The sequence below is a fragment of the Streptomyces sp. NPDC050211 genome, from assembly GCF_040656035.1.
In the GTDB taxonomy this organism is placed as follows: domain Bacteria; phylum Actinomycetota; class Actinomycetes; order Streptomycetales; family Streptomycetaceae; genus Streptomyces.
Window position 1 is genome coordinate 78916 of the sequence record NZ_JBFALC010000006.1, and the last position, 21906, is coordinate 100821.

The window sequence follows — 21906 nt, forward strand, 5'->3', positions numbered from 1 at the left end:
AGTCGAAGGGATCGGGTACGTGGCCAAGTCAAGTCCGGCGGCGCGCGAGCGGATCGTGGCCGGTGCGGCCGACATGATCAGTCGACGCGGTCTGAACGCGACGAGCATCCGCGAGATGGCCAAGCACGCCAGGGCGCCGCTCGGCTCGACATACCACTACTTCCCCGAAGGCAAGCAGCAGTTGGCCACCGAGGCCGTCCGCCATACGGGCGAGTGGGTCGCGCGCAGGCTGCGCAGGGAGCTGGAGGCGGGGCCGGTCGCCGGCCTGCGCGCCTTCCTCGCACTGTGGCGCAAGATCGTCGTCGAGAGTGACTTCCGAGCGGGCTGCCCGGTTCTCGCCGTCTCCATCGAGGAGCCACCCACTGACTCGACACCGGCCGCCCTGGTAGCCGCGGCTGACGTCTTCGGTGCCTGGGAAAGCCTGCTGGCCGACTCGCTGCGCGAGCACGGTGCCGAGCGTGAGCAGGCGGCCCAGCTCGCCACCCTCGTCGTCGCGGCCGTCGAGGGGACCGTGGCCATGTGCCGCGCCAAGCGCAGCACTCAGCCCCTGGACCGCACCGCGGAGCAGTTGCAGGCACTCGTCCTCGCCGCGATCAAGGGCTGACCGGGCGGGGACAGGGCCCCGCGCATGCCTGGAAGCCCGGCGCTGTCGACTTCAGACGCCCAGCGCGGCACGGACGGCTTTGGCTCTCTCCTCGGTGAACACTCCGCTCTCAAGGAGCGGGAGGACGGACAGCACGCCCCCGGACGAGCCCCAGCTGCCCTCGTCGATCACGCGGAAGTTGACCCACCATGTCGGTGACGGCTTCTCCAGTCCGCAGGACTCCGCCAGTGCGGCCAGGACGCGCTCGATGACCTGGCCTCGTACGTCCGGCTGCCAGGCGGCGTCCATGACCGCGATGTCGATCACCATCACGTCGAGTTCCGGACCGGCGTCCGAAAGCAGCCGCCCACCGATGGCCATCATGTCCGGCTCGCGCTCGACGAAGTGCACCTGGAACCCGACGCGGGCGGCCGGAGCGGACTGTCCCACCTCGGGCACCAGCACCGCGTCCGTCAGCGTCTCGGCCAGCTCGCGGCGCTGCTCGAGGTCGAGGCGCCCCTTGGGGGTGTTCACGGTAATGATCGTCACGGCATCCTCCTATGACAGTCGTTATAGAGCATGAGGCGTGAGGCTACACCCGCCTATAACGACTGTCATACACGGAGTGTGGACACTCAGTCCGAGATGACGGCGGCGCGGTTGATCCACTCTCTGCCGTGTGCTGCCTGGTGCAGGAAGGCGGCGACGTCCGCGCGGCTGATCGTCGGGTTGCCCTTCATCGGCAGCCGGTCGTCCGCGCTGTAGGTGCCCTTGGCGGGGCTGTGGGTCAGCTTGGTCGGGTAGACCACGGTCCAGTCCAGCCCGCTGGAGCGGATGTTCTCGTCCGCGATCTCCTTGTCGGCGTAGATCGACCGCAGCAGCGTGCTGTAGATCAGCTTCTGCGTGGTGCTCGACCAGTCGAAGGTCTGGCCGACACCGAACGACGACAGCCACACCAGGCGGGAGACACCCGCTTCCTCGGCCGCGCCGATCACGGCCGCCGAGGCGCGCGTGAAGAGGCCGTCGGCACGCACCGAATTTCCCCTTCCGAGCGCGGAGACGATCGCGTCGTGCCCGGCCGCCGCGGTGGCGAGGTCGCGGTGTGAGGTGGCGTCCCCGGTGACCGGCGTGACCCGCTCGGCCAGGTTACCCAGGGCCGCCGGGTTACGGACGAAGGCCGTGACCGAGTCGCCGGATCGCAGGGCCAGATCGACCACATGACGACCGGTGGGACCGGTCGCACCGAGGATCAGCAGCTTCATGGCAGGGGCTTCTTTCGTGTGCGACGTCAGGAGAGGTCGGCGAGGTCGTCGTCGGTGAGGGTGATCGCGGCGGCGGCCATGTTGTCCTCCAGGTGGCAGAGGGACCCCGTGCCCGGGATGGCCAGGGCCACCGGGGAGGAGGCCAGCAGCCGGGCGAGGCCGATCTGGGCGACGGTGGCGCGGTGCCGGGCCGCCACCTTGGCAAGACGCTCGTCGTCGAGTTCCCGACCGCCGCCCACAGGGAAGAAGGGCACGAAAGCGATGGCGGACTCCTGGCAGGCGGCGAGGAGGTCCGCTTCGTCACGCTGGGCGGCATGGTTCTGTACGGCGGCGACGGGCGCGATGGCGCGAGCCTCCGCGAGATGGCCGGTGTCGACGTTGCTGAGGCCGAGGTGCCGGATCAGGCCCTCCTCGCGCAGCGCGGCGAGCGCCTCGAAGCGTTCGGCGAGCGACTCGCCGTGCGGGGGTGTCATCGCCCCGATGCGCAGGTACACGAGATCGAGCCGGTCCACGCCCAGGCCATCGAGGTTTGCTTCGACAAGCCCACGCATGTCGTCCGAGGTCCCGTGGTGGAGGCCATCGGGGCGGATGACGGGCCCGACCTTGGTGGCGATGACAAGGTTGGACGGGTAGGGGTACAGGGCCTCGCGGATCAGGGTGTTCGCACGCACGGTACCGCCGTGGCTGACGTAGAAGTCGGCGGTGTCGATGTGGTCGACCCCGAGTTCGACGGCACGCCGCAGCACGGCACGGCCGGCCTCCGGGTCGCGGGCGGGACCGCCCATACCGTCCTTGGAGGGCAGGCGCATGGCGCCGAAGCCGAGCCTGTTGACGTCACGGTCGCCGCCCAAGAGGAATCTGTTGCTCATGACCTCCAGCCTGCAAGGCCCGGCGACAGCCGACGAGCCCGTGGCATGTTGCTGCCACCCGGCACAATGGACGCATGCCACAGGTCATGACGCTCCGCAGTGATCTTGAGCTCTGGGCGCGCATCAGGCCCTTGGCGGAGTCGGACGACATGGAGTGGGTCAACGTCGCCCGCGACCTCGACACCTGGCCCGGCGCCCGTGAGGCCGCCCGCCTGACGATGCGTCGTGACGGGGCGGTTCGGGCCCGCAAGCTGTACAGCCCCGCCGTGCTCGCCGACGAGCGCGACCGGGAAGCCCTGCGCGAGATGGCCGCCCACGGCATGCAGATCCGGATCACCGCCACCCCGCTGTCCCGGGGAACCTTCTTCATCGACCGGCGAACCATGATCCTCACCAGCCCGATGACATCCGCACCGCCCACCCACGGACACCGCACCTACACCATGAGCGCCACACCGGCGCTGGTCGACGGGGCCTACGCGCTGTTCGAAGCCGCCTGGGAGAGCGCCACCGACCTCGCGGCCTTCCTGAGCGCGGAAGGGCCCCGGATCGACGCCCAAAGCGCAAGGGTTCTGCGCGCCCTGGCCTCCGGCGCCACCGACGAGACAGCCGCACGGGAACTCGGCATGTCGCTGCGCACCTACCGCCGCCGGGTCGCCGAACTGCTCCTCGCCCTCAACGCGGGCTCCCGTTTCCAGGCCGGACTGCGCGCGGGCGAGATGGGCCTGACCCGCGGGTGATCCCCCGAGCCCGCGGAGCAGATCATGACGGGGGGCGGAGGCGAGGACGAGGAGCGCGGCGTCGAGGAACATCGCTGAGCCTGTATGTGTGCAGCACGCGTAGGAGCCCTCCCGTCCGCTGGACGGAAGGGCTCCTGACCCAGCCACGCCAGCCGTGCAGGACCGTCTAGGGGTGCTGGTGTCCGGGGGCGTTGATGTCACCCGTGGATGTCAGAACGGTGCAACCGCACGCGCTCGCTGGCACGATGACCCTGTGGTTGACCTGGAGCGCATCAAAGCGGAGCGCGGCGTACTTCCGATCTCTTGATGAGGGGGCCAACCTGCGGCACCACTTTCGCCACGCCGACGAGGAGGGCGGCTTGTGGTACTTCGAGGCCGTACCCGACCACGGCAAGTTGATCGCCATCAAGCAAGCTGAGCTGACCCCGGCCGGCCGACCCCACCGGTACAACTGGGAGCACCTGGAAGACGAGCACGGCTTCCTGACGGACCAGGCGATCGACCTGAAGACGACCCGCTGGAAGTCATCCCGGCCGAAGAGTTCCAGCGGGTGTGGACTCAGTGACAGGGGTGGACGACCACTTCAGGAGAGAGGCGGGGATTCCGTGCCGATGACCTGCGGATTCACTGGCCGAGCCAGCAGGTGCGGATACGTCCGCCAGCCACCGTTGTTGACCGCAGCCGACCCCATGTATCTGGCACGGCTGTGGCACGCGCAGGTGGCTCGGAACTTGGCCGGCCCCTCCGTAGCTGGGTGATCAACCACCGTAGCGGCTGCGCAAGTCCTCAGTGGTTCGAGACATCAGCCCGATCACGCTTTGCGGCGACGCCTCCGCCAGCGGACGCTCCACCTGGGGATCGTAGGCAGTCAGCCCGGTCTCCTTCTCGACGATGGCCGAAAGGGCGAAGACCTTGCCGAGCACGACCGCAGCCCTGTCCCCGGCATGCCAGTAGGGCACCGTGAGGCTCACCTCGTCACCGAAGACGGACAGGCCGATGCCGGTGTCCGAGTGGCTCAGGTCCCGCGACTCCTGCTCGTACTCCGTGATGTCCACTTCACCCAGCAGGATCCGGGCCTGCGGAACTATTCGGTCCCAGGCTTCGAGGAACTGGGCAGGGATCGGCCCGCTGTCTTCGGCTGCGTCCCCCATCGCCTCCAGGGCCTCATCCCAGGACTGACCGTCGCGCCGATTTCAAGAAGTAGATGTCGTAGCTCACCGCGCGATCGTAGACACTCGCGCTGTTCGAGGTCAGGGCTTGATGTCGATGACGGCCGGTTCGGGGCCTTTGCGGGCTCAGCCACTTTCACCGGGGTGTGGAGCTCTACGAACTGGCACGTCTGCGAGCGCCTCAGAGGTGTTGCTTGGCTGCTCTGACGAGTCGGCTGATGTCGTCACGGGTCCGTACCCTGGCATCGTCGAGTTCGGTTCTGCTCCCAGTCTTGGACAGCGCCGTAACGTCTGCGAGCACGTCCTCCGCGGTCCGGCTCAGCGTCTCGTCGTCGGTCAGCATCTGCACTCGGAACAGCGCCTCCTGGGCGCTGGAGCGTAGGTCGTAGGCACGGATTCGCACTGTGTCGGGGTCCTCCGGCGGTGGTTGTTCATGCTCGCAGAACCAGAGGTGAACGAGGCAGCGGCGGTAGTTGATCAACGCGCCGGCGTAGGCGGAGTAGGCGTCGAGTCGTTCCTGTCGCAGCTTCTCGCGACGGGTGAACTCGTGGCTCCTGTCGGCGGTGCGCTGCTGGAACGCCAAGCTGAGCCCCGAACCAAGCAGCGTCCCCAAGACAGCTATGCCGCTGGCGATGATGGTCTCCACATCTCAAGCTGATCATGCATCGCCGTCCTTCGCGGGTCGTTGCACGTGAACGGCGCTGTATGAGACGGAAACTGAGACGGGCCGCGACCCTGAAGGCGGCTTGGCGAGCGATCAACAGCCGTGCTCGCGGGCCATGTGGATCAGCGTTTCGGCTTCGGAGGAGCGGCTGGCCAGCTGACCAGCGGTGCGGATCTGTTCTCCGGTCATGCTCTGCTTCACCAGCTGGATCGCCTCATGGATCCCGTCTCCGTTGCCGCTGTCGACCATGGCCAGGAACCATCGCACGGCCTGGACCGGGTCCGGCGCTGTTCCCAGGTCGTCGCGGTACCAGCACCCGGCGGCGACCATGGAACCGGTATGGCCTTGCCGGGCGGCATGTAGGTACCAGCTCAGGGCTTCGGCGTCCTCGTCGATGGCGGCGAGTCGGTCGCCGAGTACGGCTGCGGCCTCCGTCACGCCGCCGTCGACAGCTTGGCGCAGGAGGCGCAAGGACTGGTGTGGTCTCTGTCGGGCTAGGGCAGGTCGCGGCGGACCAACGCCTGAGCGAACGGTTCTCCGGTGGCCCGGGCGTAGGTCATCCGCTCCCGCACCTCGCTGAGGGTGCGGGGGCGGTAGCCGGGGCCGCCGCAGCAGCTCTTGTGGAAGCGCACACCGGCGTGCAGCAGCACGGAGAGGATGCGCCAGGAGGCGGTGTCCCGCCTCTTGGGTGCCGCGAAGGCGGAGCCGACATGGATCAGTGGTTCGGCACAGCGTGGACAGACCCGGTCGTGGTCGTGGTAGCCGGGATAGGGCTGCTTGTACGAGGCCCGGCAGGGCAGGCAAACGTACGAGGTCTTTCCATGCGCCATGCGGGAAGGGTAGAGCCACCACAGGGTCGGTCTCGACGGATTTCCGGCATGCTGCACAGGCTCTTCAGCAAAGGTGGGGCGCCGACGGCTGACCGTACTTGCTTCTACTCGCGGCTGCGGAGTGCTGCGTCGATGGCGTCAGCAGCATCACCGGCGGCCGGCTCGCTGATTTCCTTGGGGACCTCGCGGTCGTCGAACCCGAAGAGCCTTGGATCGACGACGTGGGTCTTCGGGTGCGGTGCCAGCCGAGACGGCGGCCCGCCTCGCGTGCAGCACAACGGACGTCCTTTAGCTCGCCCATCCCATATGTGTGCTGCTAGGACGAAAGCCGTCCCGTCCGTCGGACAGAAGGACCTCTGACCAGGTGGTGTTTCTCTGTGCCCCCGGCAGGATTCGAACCTGCGACACCCGCTATAGGAGTGGGACGCAATTCATGATCAAAGGTGTGGGGTCATGCCGGGTGGTGCTGTCCTTGCAGGGCAGCACTACCCGGTGTGATCGCTGGTCCTGCTTCTGGTGGCTCGTGCTCCACCGTCCCCGGAACTCGTCCACCTCGGGCATCTCCGCCGGTCGGCGGCGGTGGCCGGTGCGGCCCGTCGACACGGGCGGCTGGGGCATTGCCCCCTCGTGCCGAGAGGCGCGGCACGTGGTCCACCCACGCCATGTCGGCCGTCGCGATGAGCGACTGGCCGGCCACGGTTGCGGGGGTCACACCGGTGAACGCCACGACGTCCCGGTGCAGATGCGACTGGTCGGCGTAGCCGCAGTCGGCCGCGACCCTGGCCGCCGCTTCGCCCCCGGCCAGGCGGGTGGCGGCCCAGTCGAAGCGGACGAGCTTCACGGCTCGCTTGGGCGGCAGGCCGAGCTGCGCGTGGAAGCGGGACCACAGGCGCTTGCGGCTCCAGCCCAGCTCGTCGGCCAGCCCCTCGACCCGCACCTGGCCGTGCCCGGCAACGACACGGTCCCAGGCCCAGGCGAGCTCCGGGTCAATGGCGGGCCCCGCGGCGGACAGCCGGGCGAGGGACGCTTCGACGAGCGCGAAGCGTTCCTCCCACGAGGCGGCCTGGGCCAGCCGCTCGCGCAGCCGGGCCGCCCGCCGCTCTCCCCACAGGTCGTCCAGGGCCACCACGGAGCTCTCCAGCTCAGCAGGGCCCACGCCCAGCACGGCGCGCGCGATGGCGGGGGACAGGCGCACCTGCATCCACTCGACGTTCGCCGCCCGCACCCGCGCCGCACCGCCGACGCCGAACCCGAGCCCGGTGACAAGGCTGCCGCGGTGCTGCCGCCCCGTCGACTCGTCGATGCCGAGCGCCGCCTCGCCGCAGGCCAGCGCCAGCGTCAGCACGGGGTGCGGGTCGAGCCGGTGGTCGACCGGAGCCGGGCCGCGGTCGCGCAGCCCCGCCAGGACGACGCCGGGTACGCGGCTGGGCCGGGCCGGGCGCGTGACCTGCCACACGGGGGCAGCGACGCGCTGGCGCACGGCAGTTGACATGTGTCCATGCTACGGGCCCGCCCGTACGGAACATTTCTTCAATCCAGCGGGCCGCAGCCGCGGCGAAGGTAAGCGCATGACTTCCACCGGAACCACCGCGCCGCCACCACCGGGCGTGGCCCGTCTGTTGCGCCCGTACGCGGGCGGCTTCGCCGTCGTCGTCGTCCTGCAGGTCATCGGCGCCGTCGCCGGCCTGGCGCCGCTCCTCGCGGTCGTCGAGCTCGGCCGTACGCTGCTGGCGCCGGGGCCGGCCGACGACGGGCACGTGCGCGACGTCGTGATCGCGGGCGCGGCAGGGCTGCTCGTACGGCTGCTGTTCACGGCCGCCTCGTCCGGCGTGGGACACCTCCTCGACACCCGGGTGCAGCTGTCGCTGCGCCGGCAACTCGCCGCGCGGCTCGGGCGGGTGCCGATCGGCTGGCTGGCGCGGCGGCGCAACGGGGAGCTGGCGAAGCTGGTGGGTGAGGACGTCAGCGCCGTGCACCCGCTCATCGCCCACACGCCGGGCGAGCTGGTCTCCGCCTTCGTGGTGCCGCTGGTCTCGCTCGGCTACCTCCTCACCGTGGACTGGCGGCTGACGCTGATCACGCTGATCCCCGTGCTGCTGGCGGTCGCGCTGGTGCCGCTGATGATGACCCCCACGCGACTGCGCGAGCAGAAGGAGTTCGATGCCGCGATGGGGCGGATCTCGGCGTCGGTGGTCGAGTTCGTGCAGGGCATCGCGGTGGTGAAGGCGTTCGGCGGGTCGGAGCGGGCGCACGGCACGTTCCGTACCGCGGTGGACGACTTCACCCGGAGCTTCTACCGGATGGTGCGCGGTCTTTCCGGGGTCGCCGCCGGGATGCAGGTGGCGCTGTCGCCGCCGTTCGTGCTGCTGGCGGTGCTGGTCGGCGGCGCGTACCGGATCACCGGGGGCGGGCTCGCCCCGGCGGACCTGCTGCCTTTCCTGCTCCTCGGCCTCGGGCTGACCGCGCCCGTGGCCGCGCTCGGGCACGGCTTCGACGACCTGCAGGCCGCGCGGCGCGCCGTCGGCCGCATCCAGGACGTACTTGCTGAGCCGTCGCTGCCCGAGCCCGTACGGCCGGTGGCGCCCGAGGGACACCGGGTGGAGCTGCGGGACGTCCGCTTCGGGTACGAGGGTGCCGAGGCCGGGCGCGAGGTGCTTCGCGGGATCGACCTGGTGCTGGAGCCGGGGACGATCACAGCCGTGGTCGGGCCGTCCGGCAGCGGCAAGTCCACGCTGGTGCAGCTGCTGCCGCGGTTCTACGACCCGACGCACGGCTCCGTACTCCTCGGCGGCGTCGACCTGCGTGAGGTGGGCAGCCAGGAGCTGTACCGGCGGGTGTCCTTCGTCTTCCAGGACGTCCGGCTGCTGCGCGCCTCGGTCGCGGACAACATCGCCCTCGCCGTCCCGCACGCCGACCGCGACGCCGTCGTCCGCGCCGCCCGCCGGGCGAGCATTCACGACCGCGTAGTCGAACTGCCCCGCGGCTACGACTCGGTTATCGGCGAGGACGCCCGCCTCTCCGGCGGCGAGGCGCAGCGCGTCTCGATCGCCCGCGCCCTGCTCGCGAACGCCCCCGTCCTGGTCCTCGATGAGGCCACCGCCTTCGCCGATCCGCAGACCGAGCTGGCGGTGCGCGAGGCGCTGGCGCAGACCCGGGAGAAGCGGACGACGCTGGTCATCGCCCACCGCCTGGAGACGATCGCCGACGCCGACACCGTCGTGATGCTGCGCGACGGCGAGATCGTGGAGCGGGGCACGACCGCGGAACTCCTCGCGCTAAACGGCGCATTCGCCGAATTCTGGAAGATCCACGCCGGTGCCACGGAAGCCGGTGCCACGGAAGCCGGTGCCATGGAAGCCGGTGCCACGGAAGGGGAAGAGGCCCGATGATCAGCACACTGCTGCGTGTGCTCGGCCACGAGTACGCCGGGCCGGTGCGCCGCACCGTCGCCCTGATGACGGCGACGGCCCTCGCCGAGGGACTGTCGTACGCCCTGCTGGTGCCCGTGCTGCGCGCGCTCTTCGGCAGCACACCCGAGGACGCCCGGCCCTGGCTGGCCGCCTTCGGCGCGGCGGTCGCGGTCTATGCGGTGCTGCGGTACGTCAGCGACCGCTCCGGTTTCCGCGTGGGCACGACGATGCTGCACGGCATGTACGAGCGCCTCGGCGAACACCTCGCCCGGTTGCCCATCGGCTGGTATCAACCCGGCCGCACCGGCGAGGTGTCCGTCCTCGCCAGCCAGGGCGTGTTGCAGGCGATGGGCGTGATCGCGCACCTGCTGGCGCCGTTCGTCTCCGCCTGTGTGACGCCGCTGACGATCGTCGCCGTGATGCTTGCCTTCAACTGGCAGCTGGGGCTTGCCGGTCTGGCTGCTGTGCCGTTGGTGGCTGCGGTCCAGGTGCGTTCGGCCCGCGCGACGACGGCGACCGACGCGAAGCGCGTGGAACGCGAGCGCGCGGCCACCGGCCGCGTCATCGAGTACCTCCAGGCCCAGCCGGTGCTGCGCGCCGGCGGCCGCACCGGCGAGCGATTCGATTTGCTGGACGACTCCCTGAAGGAACTGCGCCGCGCCTCGCGTCGCTCCACCCTTTCGGCGCTGCCGGGTGTGCTGGGTCTTGCGGTCACCGTGCAGGCGGTGTTCACCGCGCTGCTCGCACTCGGCGCGTACCTCGCCCTCGGCGGGGACATCGGCGCGGCCGAGCTGCTCGCAGTCCTGGTGCTCGCCGCCCGTTGCGCCGACCCGCTGCTGTCCCTCGCCGAGATGAGTGGTGGCATCCGTGCCGCCCGCGCCGAGCTCACCCGCCTCGACGATGTCCTCAACGCCAAGCCGCTGCCGGAGCCTCGCGTGCCGCGCGAACCGGCTGGTCACGACATCGTGTTCGACGCGGTCACCTTCCGGCACGGTGACCGCCCGGTCGCCGACGGGGTGACGCTGTCCGTACCCGAGGGCCGGCGGCTCGCCGTCGTCGGGCCGTCGGGCGCGGGCAAGACGACGCTGCTGCAGCTGCTCGCCCGCTTCTACGACGTCGACGCGGGCTCGGTGCGGATCGGCGGCGTGGACGTACGGGAGATGGACACCGCGGCGCTGATGGCGCGGATCGCCATCGTGTTCCAGGACGTCTACCTCTTCGACGGCACGATCGAGGAGAACGTGCGCCTCGGCCGCCCGGACGCCACCGACGCCGAGGTACGGGCCGCGGCCGCCGCGGCCCGTCTCGACGAGGTGATCGAGCGGCTGCCCGGCGGCTGGTCGACGGACGTGGGCGAGGGCGGGGCGCTGCTGTCGGGCGGCGAGCGGCAGCGCGTCTCCATCGCCCGCGCGCTGCTGAAGGACGCGCCGATCGTGCTGCTCGACGAGGTCACTTCGGCCCTGGACCCGGTGAACGAGGCGGCCGTGCACGCCGGCATCGAGGAGCTGATGGCGGGCCGGACCGTGGTGCTGGTGGCGCACCGCATGGCGACCGTGCGCCGGGCCGACCGCGTCGCATTCCTGGACGCCGGGCGGGTGGTCGAACAGGGCAGCCACGAGGAGTTGCTGAGGCACGCCGGCCGGTACGCCGCGTACTGGGACCTGTCCCTGGCCGGAGCGGCGCGGGACTGAGACGGCCGTGCAGGCTGTCGCCCCGGCCGCGCAGGCCTCGGTGGAGAAGACCACGGAACGGCCGACGAGGAAGTCCTCGGGGGATCAAACTCCGTCCGCTCACGCAAACGGCCTCGGACAAGGAGTCCGAGGCCGAGTGGGAGCCCTCTCTGAGGAAGAAACACCAGGTCAGAGTGGTAATGCGTTGTGCCCCCGGCAGGATTCGAACCTGCGACACCCGCTTTAGGAGTTTTCTCTGATCAAGGTCGTGACCTGGGGAAACTCCGCCATGACCGCGTTTGACCTGGAGAAGCAGGTCTCGGTGGTTCTTGCATGTTCCCAGGGTTTCCCGGCCTCATGTGTGCTGAATCCGTTCCGGGCCGACTGCAGGGGGGCGACCTCGTGCCACAGGTCGCGGGCGCGCGCGGCGTGGACAGGGGAGGCATAAGACGCGGAGGCTCGTGGAGGCTTGCACTATGTAATTGGAGGTATATACCGTTGATTGCATGGCGGAGCGGTGGGAGATCGAGATCGAACCCGAGGTGCGGGACTGGCTGGAATTGCTTCCGTTCCGCCTCTACCGGCGGGTGGAGGACAAGACGGACCGTCTCTTGGACGAGCCGACGACGCTTGGTGAGCCGTACTCGCGTCACCTGGGCGGCAAGCTGCGTGAGCTGCGCTTCGAGCTGGACGGCGAGGCCGTGCGCATCCCGTACTGGCTCGCCGCCGGGCAGCGGATCGTTCTGTTGACGGTGTTCCGTAAGACGAGGATGCGTGAGGCGGCGGAAGTCGAGCGTGCGCATCAGGCCCAGAAGGTCTGCGAGGCCGAGCACGGCCGGGCCGAGCACACCTACGATCGGCGCAAGGAGAGTTGATGAATCACAGCACGTGGAGGACGCGCCGGGCCCGGCAGCTTGCGGGTGAGGCGGTGGAGTACGACCAGGAGTACGTCGACGCGCGGCTGGCCGGCGATCTCGGGCAGGCGGTCTACGACCGTCGGATCGAGCTCGGCCTGTCCCAGGCCGAACTGGCCGAGCGGGCCGGGATGACGCAGCCTCAGGTGTCCCGTATGGAGGGCGGCGACACCGTGCCTACTCTCCCGCTGCTGCGACGCCTGGCCAAGGCCCTGGACGGTACCTTGAACCTGGCCATCGACGAGGGTGACTCCCGCGTCACCTTCACCCCGCACGCCGCCTGAAACCGAGCCCGCTCGGTACGTCGAGGACGTCGTCGACCTGAGTCAGTGCGCGTCGAAGATGCCTTGAGGATGAGGGGACTGCTGCAGGATCGGGTGACAGCGGGGTTTACGCAGCCTTCCAGGCCGCCTCTCAGCAAGCCAGGTCAGGTGTCACCCAACCGTGCAGCAGTCCCCTCTGCAGGCCACAGCTGCAGCGACCATCACAGGACACGGCTGCAGGGAACATCCCGGGCCACAGCGGACCTGGCCGCTGTCGGCTACCGCTTGGCGCGCACCGACACCATCAATCCCGCCGCCCAGATCTGCTCGATGAACGCGGTGATGTCCTCGAGACTGGCCTGGCCCGGCTTGTAGGAACTAGTCGGGCGAAGCGCCGAGGGCGCCGGCTTGGGCGTCTCGCTCCTCTTACGACCGCGGGGCTTGAGCCCTTCGCGCTCGCCCGCGCAGATCCGCTCGACCATGTCGTCCTCCGAGGAGTACGAGCCGGTGTGGTGGATCATCACCCCGTTCACGGGGCCCCAGTTGCCGTGCCGGTCGCGGTTGTGGGTGCGCCAGGATCCGTGTTCGACAACGCCAAGTCGTGCGTTCTTGAGAACGGACAGGAACTTGTCCGCGGACAGAGGGGTGGCCATCCTCGCTTCACCTTCACCCGGTGCGTCAGGGGCGGTCGGCCGTGCCCGGGGGCGCCGGACCGGTCCCCCGAGGGCGAAGGGCACTTCGCTGCCGGCGGAGGGTCGCCCTGACAGCGGCCGGAGTCCAACGGCTCCCTGCGGCTTACCCACCTCGTCAGATCTGCTGCCAGGAGGGCCGAAAACAGGAGATGGCAGGACGAAGGTCCACAAGGCCGAGTACGTTCGACTCGGCCCGCTGGCTGCCGGACGGCATCGGGGATACGCCGGCCGTCTCTCGCCCTCGCGACAGGAGTCGTTGCCCCATGACCTACCGGTTCAACCCGCCGCCCACCTGGCCCGCCCCGCCGGAGGGGTGGAGCCCGCCACCGGGCTGGGAACCGGATCCCGCATGGCCCACGCCCCCAGGCTGGCAGATCTGGATCCCGGAGGAGTCCGCGCCGCAGCCGAGCGCACCCGTTCCCCAGCAGTCCCCCTACGGTCCTCAGGCGACGGTCCCGGCCACAGGTGGGGGCCTGTTCGGCCGACGCCGTAAGCAAGCGGAGTCCGAGGCGGCGCGTCTGGCGGGCGAGCTGGCGCTGATGGAAACACAGGTACGCGGACTACAGGAGGACAACCGTCACCTGACGGAGCAATTGAGTCGTCTCATCGGAGCCGACAGCGCGCAGATAGCCGCCGAGCAGCAGCGGCTGCGCCGCGCGCATGAGGAGAAGCTCCAGGAGATCGGACGGATCGACGCTCTCCTCGACGAGAAGATAGAGCACGCCGCCGAGAGCGCCGCGCAGTCCCTGGTCGACGTGCGCCGCCAAGCCGACGACATGGCTCGCCAGACGGCGGAGGCCGAACAGCGTCTCACGGCCGCGCGCCGGGATCTGGTGCTCACCGATGAGATGCGGATGCTGCAGGAAGCCGGCATCTACGAGTACCGTCATCCGCTCGCCGACGCGCTCGCCTACAAGGACCGGCTCGACGGTCTCAAAGCGCGCTACAAGCAGTTGGCGAAGGACGACCGGGCCGTGCTCGGGAACCAGTACTGGATGGTGGACGGCTCAGCGGCCAAGGGCCGCAAGATGGTCCGTGACTTCTCCAAGCTGATGCTGCGCGCGTACAACGCCGAAGCGGACAACGCGGTACGCGGCATGAAGCCGCACCGGCTCGACTCGCTGATCGACCGGCTCGGCAAGACACGGGAGTCGATCGCCCGGCTCGGCGCCACCATGCAGATCAGCATCGGCGATGATTACCACCGGCTGCGGGTGCAGGAGTTGGAGCTGACGGCCGACTACCTGGTGAGGAAGGAGGCCGAGCGGGAGGAGCAGCGGGAGCTACGGGCCCAGCAGCGTGAGGAGGAGCGCCTGCAGCGTGAGATCGAGCGCGAGCGTCAGCGGCTGGAGAAGGAACGCAGTCACTACGAGAGCGCCCTGCGCCGTCTGCGCTCCGGCACCGGCGATGCGGCCGCTATCGCGGAACTCGAAGGAAAGCTCGCCGAGTTGGGCGCCGAACTGGAGGCGGTCGAGGCCCGCGAAGCCAACATCCGGGCCGGATACGTCTACGTCATCTCCAACGTCGGAGCGTTCGGCGAAGGTATGGTCAAGATCGGTATGACCCGGCGCCTCGATCCCATGGATCGCGTCATCGAACTCGGGGACGCGTCCGTCCCCTTCCGCTTCGACGTACACGCCCTGATCTTCAGTGAGGACGCCGTCGGCCTGGAACGCCGCCTGCACCAGGAGTTCGAGTCCCGCCGCGTCAACCGGGTCAACCTCCGCCGGGAGTTCTTCTACGTCACACCGGCAGAGGTACGCGACGCCCTGCAGCGGCTCGCCGGACAGCACCTCCTGGAGTTCCAGGACACGCCCGAGGCTCCTGAATGGAGGGCCAGCCAGACTGCGGTCGGGCGCTGACGGGCCCGACTCAGTCAACCTCGTCGGGTGCGTCCAGACGGCAGGCGGCGCCATCCAGGCTGATCCAGGTGACCTTGGCGGTACTTCCCGCCGAGAGGCGAGCGGTCACTTCTCCGGCTGGGGTGATCGCGAGCCACACGGACACCTACACCTCGCTGTTGCCCCAGTTCGAGCAGGAGGCCGCCGACGCCCCCGTCGCGCTGGTGCCCCGCAAGAGCGGGGACACGGCCGACAACTCCCCTGCGCCAGAGGAGCCTTTGGAGCCCGAGTCGAAGGCCCTGTACCTGGTCAAGCCCGACGCGAGCACGGAGGCCAGCGGGGACACAAGCGGGGACAGAAAACCCCGTAACCAGGACGTCGCCGAGCGTTACGTCCCCGCATACGCGAAAACAGCCCCCTCGGAGATCACTCCGAGGGGGCTGTTTGACGCTCCGTGCCTGGTCAGACGCTGTGCCCCCGGCAGGATTCGAACCTGCGACACCCGCTTCAGGAGTGGGATCGAATCCCTGCCGGGGGGTGCCCGACGCTGCCGGGTGGCGCTATTTCACCTGGTCAACACCGCGTAGCTTCGCACTCCGTCCGGCTCATGATGCCTCGTACTGGATAGTCCGCTCACGCATCGCGCACGCACGTAGGCAGCTCAGCGCGTCGGCCGGTGCGTCAGGTGGGATTTCCGGTGAGGTCTGGAAGTAGTCCTGGGCGGGGTGGCCCTCGGTGACGCTCTCCGCCGAGAGTACGGCGTACAGGCGGACGATGCCTTCGCGTTCGGTGTTGCGGCGGACGGTGTCGACGAGGTGGTGCAGGAAGGCCAGGCCACGGGGGCGGTCGGGGCCGAGTTGCTCGATGTCGGTGGCGTCGTGCAGGTCCAGGACGCTGGTGGCCCGCTGCGCCGGGGGAGTTGCGCCTCAGAGCGGAAGTGACGACATCCACGGCGTGTGCCCCAGCCAGCCAGGCACCTCGTCGTTCCCGGTGTGGTGCAGGGGCTGTTCGACGTCAGCCGGCCTAGGGGCGGTGCAGCACCCGGGCGCCGTACTGGACGGCGAGGCGGAGCGCGAGGTGGATCTGCAGGCGCTGTTCGCTGAGGGGAGCGGGCAGCAGCTCCTCGATGCGGTGCATCCGGTAGACGATCGTGTTGCGGTGCACGTGCTGCTCCTCGGCGGTGCGGATCAGGCTCTGGCCGGTTTCCAGATAGCTGAGGAGGGTGGCCCGGTGCTCGGCGGCGGTCGGGTCGTCCTTGGCGAGGGGGCCGAGCGTCTCCTGGACGTACCACCGGACGCGTTCCAGATCTGCGGAGACCGTGGCCGGCAGGCTGACGGTGTGCCAGTCGGTGACGTCGTCGGGTGTGGGCGTGGCTTCGACGACGCGTGCGGTGTCGAGCGCCTGCAGGTGGGTGCGCCGAAATCCGTCGGCACCGCGTGCTGACGGCCCGATGACCGCGCGGGTGCCTGCGAGCGCGGGCCGTACGGAGGCCAGAGCCTCCCGCTCCCGGTCTCCGGGGCGCAGGGCGCGACTCAGCCAGGCCCAGAGCCGGTCTCCCTCAGCGGTGACCGTGAGCAGGGTGGCGCCGGGCAGCCGGTCGGCGAACTGAGCGGCCACGCGGTTCAGCCGTGGGCCGGTGGCTCCACCGGGCCGCCACAGCACGATGCCCGTGTGGTGGTGGCCGAGGGTGAGGCCGAGGTCCCGCTCGGCGCGGTCGATGTCGAGGGGGCGACGGTCGAGGATGGCCTGGACCGTGGTCCGCTGCCAGGCCGCCCTACCCTCGGCGAGGCGCTCGCGTTCGGCCAGGTAGTCCCCGACCACCAAGGTGGTTGTGCTGTCCATGACCTCGGCGACCGTCAGTGGTACGGCGGCCAGAGCCTCGGCGGGCAGGGTGGGCCCCATGCGGGCCAGCAGCTGCTCCAGCCAGAGCCGCTGGCATTCGCGCATGCTGCGGACGACCGTGTCGAAGGGAACCGCCTGCTCGGCGGCGGAGGCCGCGATCTGCCGGTAGGTGTCGGTGACATCGGGCTGGAAGTCGTGGCCGGCGAGTCTGGCCAGGATCTCCAGCAGCAGTGCCTCGCAGCTGCGGTGGATTGCCTGGACTGGCAGGTCGGTACGCTCCGACTCCTTCAGGACGACCGTCTTCAGAGCGCGGGCGCCCCATTCGACGGCCCAGGCCACGGGCCCCGGGCCCAGGACACGAGTGGCCTCCTCCAGGGCGTCCGTGCCCAGGGCCGTACGAGCCGATGCGGCCCTGGGGCGCGGCCCGGGACTGAGTGCCGCGATCGCGGCGGCGATGTCACCGGCAGCTGGCTTCCGCACGGCATTTCCTCGCTTCTTCCCAGGTCAAACGTGCTGCTGCCCTGGTGTGGTCATCGTAGGGGGATCAGACGGAGGCCGGGAGGTAGAGCCAGTCCGTGTGGGTGTAGTCGTCGGCGGCGCGGCTGGTGAGGATGTGATTGCGCAACGTCCTGCCGACGCCGTCGGTGTGCCAGATCTCGCCCCAGGTGCGGGCCGTGGTCTGGCATCGGGTGGCCCGAGGTATCCGCCCGTGCTCGTACGCGGCGAAGACCTTGGTGAAGTCGTCACCATGCTCGGCGAGCCCGCGGCCGAGGGCTTCGGCGTCCTCCAGGGCCTGGCAAGCGCCCTGCCCGAGGTACTGGAGCATGGGGTGGGCCGCGTCGCCGAGGAGGGCCACCCGGCCGGTGGTCCAGCGGTCGAGGGGTTCGCGGTCGTAGGTCTTCCAGTGCCGGCTGCGGTCGACAAGCGCCACGCCGCGGCGCACTTCGTCGCACGCGGTGGCGAAGCGGGCGTCCAGTTCCTCGGGGCCGCCCCAGCCGTCCTTGCCCTGCTGGAAGGAGTCGCTGTGGAAGACGGCGACTGTGTTGTACAGCTCGCCGCGCCGGATCGGGTACTGGATCATGTGCATGCCGGGCCCGATCCACAACACCACGCTGTCACCGTCGATCCCCGCGCCGAGGTCGCCCACGGGCATGGTGCCGCGGTAGGCGGCGTACCCGGAACACACAGGCTCGTCGTCGGCGATCAGCCCCCGCACACGGGAGTTGAGGCCATCGGCGCCAATGACGGCATCCGCTTCGTAGGCGCTTCCGTCGGCGCACTCGACGCGCACGATGTCGCCGTCGAGTTGCCGTACGTCGACGACCTCCTTGCCGTTCTCCAGGACGATCTGGTCGCTGGACCGGCAGGCGTCGAGCAGGATGTCGAGCAGATCGCTGCGGTGCATCACCGCATACGGCGCCTGGTAGCGCTCCCGGAAGGCGGGACCGAAATCGAGCGAGGTCAGGTACTTCCGGGTGAGGGCGTCCATGAAGACGCCGCGGCTGGGGAAGACTGCGACCTCCTCGATGCGCTCGTACAGGCCCAGGTTCATCAGGACCCGGATGGCGTTGGGGCCGACCTGGAGGCCGGCGCCGATCTCGGTGAAGGCAGGCGCGCGTTCCAGCAGCCGGACCGGCCGCCCGGCGCGGGCGGCGGCGAGCGCGGTGGCCATTCCGCCGATGCCGCCGCCGATGACGAGCAGCCCGGTGCGCTCGGTGTGGGTGGTCATGGTGTCTCCGCAGGTCTTGGACGGCATGGGCCGTACGTCTCTGACGGCACAGGCCGTAGGTCTCAGAAGGCGCAGGTCACTTGCTGCGCTCGGGGGCGGGCGGCGGCACAGGACCACGACCGGCTCCTCCGGTCGGGCAGGGCACCGCACCCTCGGCGGACACCTCCACGGACAGGCGCCCGGTGCGGTCCACGGTCAGCTCGACGCTGTCGCAGTCCTCGATCGGGGCGACGCCGGCGGGGGTGCCCGTCGTGACCACGTCACCGGGTTCCAGCACGGTGACGGTGGAGGCGTAGGCGAGGAAGCGCGCCGCGGACCAGATCAGGTCCTGGGTGTTGGCCTTCTGCCGGAGCTCACCGTTGACGGTCAGCTCCAGGTCCACGTCCTCGGGCGAGCCGAGCTCGTCCGGGGTGACGATCCAGGGCCCCATGGGGGTGAAGGTATCGAAGGACTTACGGGTGGAGCGGTCCTCGCCGCCGCGCATAGTGATGTCCATCAGGCCGGTGTAGCCAAAGACATGGTCCAGAGCCTGCTCCGGGGTGATGTGGCTGGCGCGGCGGCCGACAATGAGCGCGAACTCGGCCTCGTGGTCGAAACGCCGGTCGGTGTAGGGCAGGCGGACCGTGCCGCCGGGGTCGAGGATCGAGGACGGCGACTTGAGGAAGAAGCCGAGGGAGCTGATGTGGAAGGCCTCGTTCATCTCGGACTGGTGGTCGCGGTAGTTGACCGGCGCCGCGACGATCTTCGTCGGGTCGGCCACCGGGGCCAGCAGCCGCACGTCCTCCAACGGGCGGCCCGCGTCCGGGCCGAGCTCGGCTACCAGCTGCTCCAAAAGCGGCCGTACGGTGGTGAAGTGGGTGATCAGCCGGCGGGTGAGGCTGTAGGGGGCCCGGTACGGGGACGCGTCGAGCTGAGCGGTGATCTGGTCGGTGACGTCGAGGACGCGGTCGTGGACGACGATGCCGATACGGTCGTCGTCGAAGCGGGCGATGCGCATGAGAATCTCCTGGCTGGGTTGGTGAGACGTCGGTGACAGGTCGGGACAGGGGTGGGCTCAGCCGGCGTCGGTCTCGGCTCGAAACAGGGACAGGGCCTCCAGAACGGGGGCGTCGCTGACCGAGAACAGGTCCATGGGCTCGTCGGTGAGGACGCGTACGGAGGTCCAGGACGGGATGGCGATGAGGTCGCCCGGGGCGAGGGCGTGCGGGACGCCGTCCAGCTCGACGGCGCCCGCGCCGCGGAAGACCGCGACCAGCGCCGAGCCGGTGCGCCGCTCGGCCGGGACGGTGTGCCCGGGCAGGTAGCGGTGCATCTCGCAGCGCATGGTGGGCATCACGTCCCGACCGTTGGTGGGGTCGGCGAAGCGGACGTAAGCGTGACCTGTCCGCTCGGCCTTCGAACCCGCTTCGGCCAGCTGGTCGGTGAGGGCACGGTCGGTGTCCGCCCACTGGTAGCGCAACAGCGGGGAGTGTGCGGGGGTCGGCGCGGTGGAACCGCCGGGAAGCAGGCCCGGACCGCCGCCGAACCGGCGCTCGGAGGCGGAGCGCGCGGCGGTCGCGGACGGGACCGTACGCCCCTCGCCCGGCTCGAAGAACACCGCGTCCAGCACCTCGACGAGCGGCAGGTCCAGCGCGTCGAACCACGTCATCGACGTGTCACCGGGGTTGTGGTGCTCGTGCCAGGTCCAACTCGGCGTGAGGACCAGGTCCCCGGCGGACATGTGCAGTGGGTCGCCGTCCACGAGGGTCCACACACCCTCGCCCTCCAGTACGAACCGCAGCGCGGCCGGTGTGTGGCGGTGTGCGGGAGCGGTCTCGCCGGGGCCGAGGTACTGCACGGCGCCCCACAACGTGGAGGTGGCGTAGGGGACACCGCCCAGGCCCGGGTTGCTCAGCGACAGCACCCGGCGGTCGCCACCCCGGTCGACCGGCACCAGCTCTCCGGCCCGCTCGCCGAGCTCACGCAGTTCCCTGCCGCGCCAGCGGTGGGGCACGGCCTTCACCTTCGGGGTCGGGGTGAGCAGCCCGCTCAATTCCCACAAGGGCTGGAGATCCTTGTGGGCGATGTCCTCGTACAGGGCATCCAGAGCAGCGTCATTGGGCGCTTCGAACCGACGTGTTGCCATGTCTGCATCTCCATTCTTGGCGGTTCTTAGTTCGTGCTAGTTCGTGCAGTTACTAAATGCTTGGAGTGGCCGCATGCTCCTCGCGCGGAGCGCTCTAGGCTGCGCCCATCCGGTGGAGCAGTGCGAGCAGTTCGGCGCGCTCGTCGTCTGTGAGGTCCTGTGTCAGCCTGCGCTGGACGTCCAGGACGGCGGGCATCACTTCGTACAGCACTCGCAGTCCGTCGTCCGTCAAGGTGAGCAGCTTGCGACGGCCGTCATGCGCGTCCGGCTCGCGCCGTACCTCACCGCGGGCGATCAGACGCTTGACGATCTCGCCAGCCGGCGCTTTGGCCAGGGCCACTTGTTCGGCGAGGGTCGTCTGGTCGATGCCCGGTTCGCGGGCGAGCCGGTAGAGCACGCCGTACTGAGGCGAGGTCAGCCGAGTCCCCACGGCATCTGCCCAGTAGCGGGTGTGCCGCTGCTGAGCGGCCCGGATCAGGTGGCCGGGGATGTGCGCGGGGTCGGCGGGCAGACCGACCAGCACCGCGCCGGACGCTGTGGAGGTCCAGGCGGCGGGAGCGACACCGGCGACCGTTCGCAGCAGATGCAGCAGCCGGCCGGTCTCCTCGGGCCTCAGGTCCGCGGTCAACCGCAGCTGTACCTGGGCGACCCAGGGGGCCAGATACATGAACGCGGTTTGTCCTTCGCCGGTGAGCCGCAAGGCATTGCGGCGGGCATCGGCGACAGTGCGCTCGCGGGCGACCAGGCCCGCCTGTTCCATCCGGGCCACCAGCTCCGCGACGGTGGCCTTGTCCAGGCTCAGCGCCTCGCCCAGGGTGCGCTGGTCGATGCCCGGACGCATCCGCAGCCGGTGCAGTACGGCGAACTGCGGCGAGGTGAACCCGTCGGGCACCAACTCCTGCCAGAGCCTGTCGTGGACCTGCTGGACTGTGCGCAGCAGGCTGCCCGCGGCGAAGACCGCCTCGTCCGGAAGCGTGCCTGCCGACCCCCGCACCACCTCGCACCGCTCCCATCGGTGTTCGCCGCCCGCGACGCCCCGGCCCGCGGCAGAGTAGCGGGCCGGCTGCGGGGAAGGCCGGGTGCCCTGCCGCGTCACAGTGCCGTCGCCCGTTCCGTACGGCGTTCAGGGTCGGGCCGCATACCGGTGTCGATGGTGACGGCGGCGCCCATGACCCGCGACACGCATACGCACATCCGCTCGCCGCCCGCCTTCGCCTGAGGCGGTGAGGGTGCGGTAAGGAACATGGCGCTTCTCCTTGCCGTGAGTCGTCGGCGGGACACGGCCGCGAGTCCGTGACACGAA

General features: G+C 69.9%; 23 protein-coding genes and 1 pseudogene. 8 read left to right on the top strand and 16 right to left on the bottom strand.

The features are described from left to right. Nucleotides 1–19 precede the first annotated feature (19 nt). Nucleotides 20–604 (top strand): TetR/AcrR family transcriptional regulator, encoded by a 585-nt coding sequence (locus AB0I98_RS08730; RefSeq protein ID WP_362937353.1) that lies wholly within the window; start codon nucleotides 20–22, stop codon nucleotides 602–604. A gap of 51 nt (nucleotides 605–655) precedes the next feature. Here AB0I98_RS08730 and AB0I98_RS08735 read toward each other — a convergent pair whose 3' ends face one another. From AB0I98_RS08735 to AB0I98_RS08745, 3 genes are all read right to left on the bottom strand, one after another. Next, nucleotides 656–1132: a tautomerase family protein gene (locus AB0I98_RS08735; protein ID WP_362937356.1), complete on the bottom strand. Its 477-nt coding sequence runs from the start codon at nucleotides 1130–1132 to the stop codon at nucleotides 656–658. Nucleotides 1133–1218: 86 nt separating this feature from the next. Further along, nucleotides 1219–1845, bottom strand: a complete 627-nt coding sequence (locus AB0I98_RS08740; RefSeq protein ID WP_362937359.1) for an NAD(P)-binding oxidoreductase — start codon at nucleotides 1843–1845, stop codon at nucleotides 1219–1221. 26 nt (nucleotides 1846–1871) lie between these two features. Next, entirely contained in the window at nucleotides 1872–2714 is an 843-nt protein-coding gene (locus AB0I98_RS08745; RefSeq protein WP_362937362.1) for an aldo/keto reductase, read from the bottom strand. A 74-nt stretch (nucleotides 2715–2788) separates the two neighbouring features. On the opposite strand from AB0I98_RS08745, the gene AB0I98_RS08750 reads away from it, so the two are divergent. Continuing rightward, complete coding sequence (locus AB0I98_RS08750) at nucleotides 2789–3454, top strand: DNA-binding response regulator (protein ID WP_362937365.1); 666 nt, start codon at nucleotides 2789–2791, stop codon at nucleotides 3452–3454. 758 nt (nucleotides 3455–4212) lie between these two features. Here the strand turns inward: AB0I98_RS08750 and AB0I98_RS08755 are convergent. From AB0I98_RS08755 to AB0I98_RS08775, 5 genes are all read right to left on the bottom strand, one after another. Next, nucleotides 4213–4605 carry a hypothetical protein gene (locus AB0I98_RS08755; RefSeq protein WP_362937368.1) on the bottom strand — a complete coding sequence of 131 codons (393 nt, stop codon included), beginning with the start codon at nucleotides 4603–4605 and terminating at the stop codon, nucleotides 4213–4215. Between the two features lie 199 nt (nucleotides 4606–4804). Next, nucleotides 4805–5269: a hypothetical protein gene (locus AB0I98_RS08760; RefSeq protein WP_362937371.1), complete on the bottom strand. Its 465-nt coding sequence runs from the start codon at nucleotides 5267–5269 to the stop codon at nucleotides 4805–4807. Between the two features lie 111 nt (nucleotides 5270–5380). Further along, nucleotides 5381–5725, bottom strand: coding sequence for a hypothetical protein (locus tag AB0I98_RS08765; protein ID WP_362937374.1), 345 nt, complete (start codon nucleotides 5723–5725; stop codon nucleotides 5381–5383). A gap of 56 nt (nucleotides 5726–5781) precedes the next feature. Continuing rightward, nucleotides 5782–6117: a deoxyxylulose-5-phosphate synthase gene (locus AB0I98_RS08770; protein WP_362937377.1), complete on the bottom strand. Its 336-nt coding sequence runs from the start codon at nucleotides 6115–6117 to the stop codon at nucleotides 5782–5784. Between the two features lie 451 nt (nucleotides 6118–6568). Beyond that, complete coding sequence (locus AB0I98_RS08775; RefSeq protein ID WP_362937380.1) at nucleotides 6569–7609, bottom strand: helix-turn-helix domain-containing protein; 1041 nt, start codon at nucleotides 7607–7609, stop codon at nucleotides 6569–6571. Nucleotides 7610–7724: 115 nt separating this feature from the next. Between AB0I98_RS08775 and AB0I98_RS08780 the strand changes: the two genes are divergently transcribed. The 4 genes from AB0I98_RS08780 (at nucleotide 7725) to AB0I98_RS08795 (ending at nucleotide 12395) form a co-directional block, all read left to right on the top strand. Further along, the gene (locus tag AB0I98_RS08780; RefSeq protein ID WP_362937751.1) at nucleotides 7725–9506 is read left to right on the top strand and encodes an ABC transporter ATP-binding protein; all 1782 of its coding nucleotides are present in this window, start codon (nucleotides 7725–7727) and stop codon (nucleotides 9504–9506) included. Beyond that, nucleotides 9503–11218: an ABC transporter ATP-binding protein gene (locus AB0I98_RS08785; RefSeq protein ID WP_362937382.1), complete on the top strand. Its 1716-nt coding sequence runs from the start codon at nucleotides 9503–9505 to the stop codon at nucleotides 11216–11218. Before AB0I98_RS08780 ends, AB0I98_RS08785 begins: the two co-directional genes overlap by 4 nt. 485 nt (nucleotides 11219–11703) lie before the next feature. Next, nucleotides 11704–12072 (top strand): type II toxin-antitoxin system RelE/ParE family toxin, encoded by a 369-nt coding sequence (locus AB0I98_RS08790; RefSeq protein WP_362937385.1) that lies wholly within the window; start codon nucleotides 11704–11706, stop codon nucleotides 12070–12072. After that, nucleotides 12072–12395 (top strand): helix-turn-helix transcriptional regulator, encoded by a 324-nt coding sequence (locus tag AB0I98_RS08795; protein ID WP_055593799.1) that lies wholly within the window; start codon nucleotides 12072–12074, stop codon nucleotides 12393–12395. Before AB0I98_RS08790 ends, AB0I98_RS08795 begins: the two co-directional genes overlap by 1 nt. 257 nt (nucleotides 12396–12652) lie before the next feature. Here the strand turns inward: AB0I98_RS08795 and AB0I98_RS08800 are convergent, their stop codons facing one another. Continuing rightward, nucleotides 12653–13027, bottom strand: coding sequence for a hypothetical protein (locus tag AB0I98_RS08800; protein ID WP_362937388.1), 375 nt, complete (start codon nucleotides 13025–13027; stop codon nucleotides 12653–12655). A 302-nt stretch (nucleotides 13028–13329) separates the two neighbouring features. Here AB0I98_RS08800 and AB0I98_RS08805 point away from each other — a divergent pair, with 302 nt between their 5' ends. Both AB0I98_RS08805 and AB0I98_RS08810 read left to right on the top strand, forming a co-directional pair. After that, nucleotides 13330–14928: a DUF4041 domain-containing protein gene (locus AB0I98_RS08805; RefSeq protein WP_362937391.1), complete on the top strand. Its 1599-nt coding sequence runs from the start codon at nucleotides 13330–13332 to the stop codon at nucleotides 14926–14928. Between the two features lie 68 nt (nucleotides 14929–14996). Next, nucleotides 14997–15494 (top strand): hypothetical protein, encoded by a 498-nt coding sequence (locus AB0I98_RS08810; RefSeq protein WP_362937394.1) that lies wholly within the window; start codon nucleotides 14997–14999, stop codon nucleotides 15492–15494. A gap of 117 nt (nucleotides 15495–15611) precedes the next feature. Here the strand turns inward: AB0I98_RS08810 and AB0I98_RS08815 are convergent. From AB0I98_RS08815 to AB0I98_RS08845, 7 genes and pseudogenes are all read right to left on the bottom strand, one after another. Next, nucleotides 15612–15806: pseudogene (locus tag AB0I98_RS08815) on the bottom strand (TetR family transcriptional regulator); the annotation flags it as partial. Nucleotides 15807–15930: 124 nt separating this feature from the next. Further along, nucleotides 15931–17229 (bottom strand): helix-turn-helix domain-containing protein, encoded by a 1299-nt coding sequence (locus AB0I98_RS08820; RefSeq protein WP_362937397.1) that lies wholly within the window; start codon nucleotides 17227–17229, stop codon nucleotides 15931–15933. 64 nt (nucleotides 17230–17293) lie between these two features. Then, nucleotides 17294–18478 carry an FAD-dependent monooxygenase gene (locus AB0I98_RS08825; protein ID WP_362937400.1) on the bottom strand — a complete coding sequence of 395 codons (1185 nt, stop codon included), beginning with the start codon at nucleotides 18476–18478 and terminating at the stop codon, nucleotides 17294–17296. Between the two features lie 76 nt (nucleotides 18479–18554). Next, nucleotides 18555–19475 (bottom strand): fumarylacetoacetate hydrolase family protein, encoded by a 921-nt coding sequence (locus AB0I98_RS08830; protein WP_362937402.1) that lies wholly within the window; start codon nucleotides 19473–19475, stop codon nucleotides 18555–18557. 57 nt (nucleotides 19476–19532) lie between these two features. Next, a complete protein-coding gene (locus AB0I98_RS08835; RefSeq protein ID WP_362937405.1) occupies nucleotides 19533–20603 on the bottom strand; it encodes a cupin domain-containing protein in 1071 nt (356 codons plus the stop codon). A 94-nt stretch (nucleotides 20604–20697) separates the two neighbouring features. After that, entirely contained in the window at nucleotides 20698–21597 is a 900-nt protein-coding gene (locus AB0I98_RS08840; RefSeq protein ID WP_362937407.1) for a MarR family winged helix-turn-helix transcriptional regulator, read from the bottom strand. A gap of 98 nt (nucleotides 21598–21695) precedes the next feature. Continuing rightward, nucleotides 21696–21848, bottom strand: coding sequence for a hypothetical protein (locus tag AB0I98_RS08845; RefSeq protein ID WP_362937410.1), 153 nt, complete (start codon nucleotides 21846–21848; stop codon nucleotides 21696–21698). Between the last annotated feature and the right edge of the window lie 58 nt (nucleotides 21849–21906).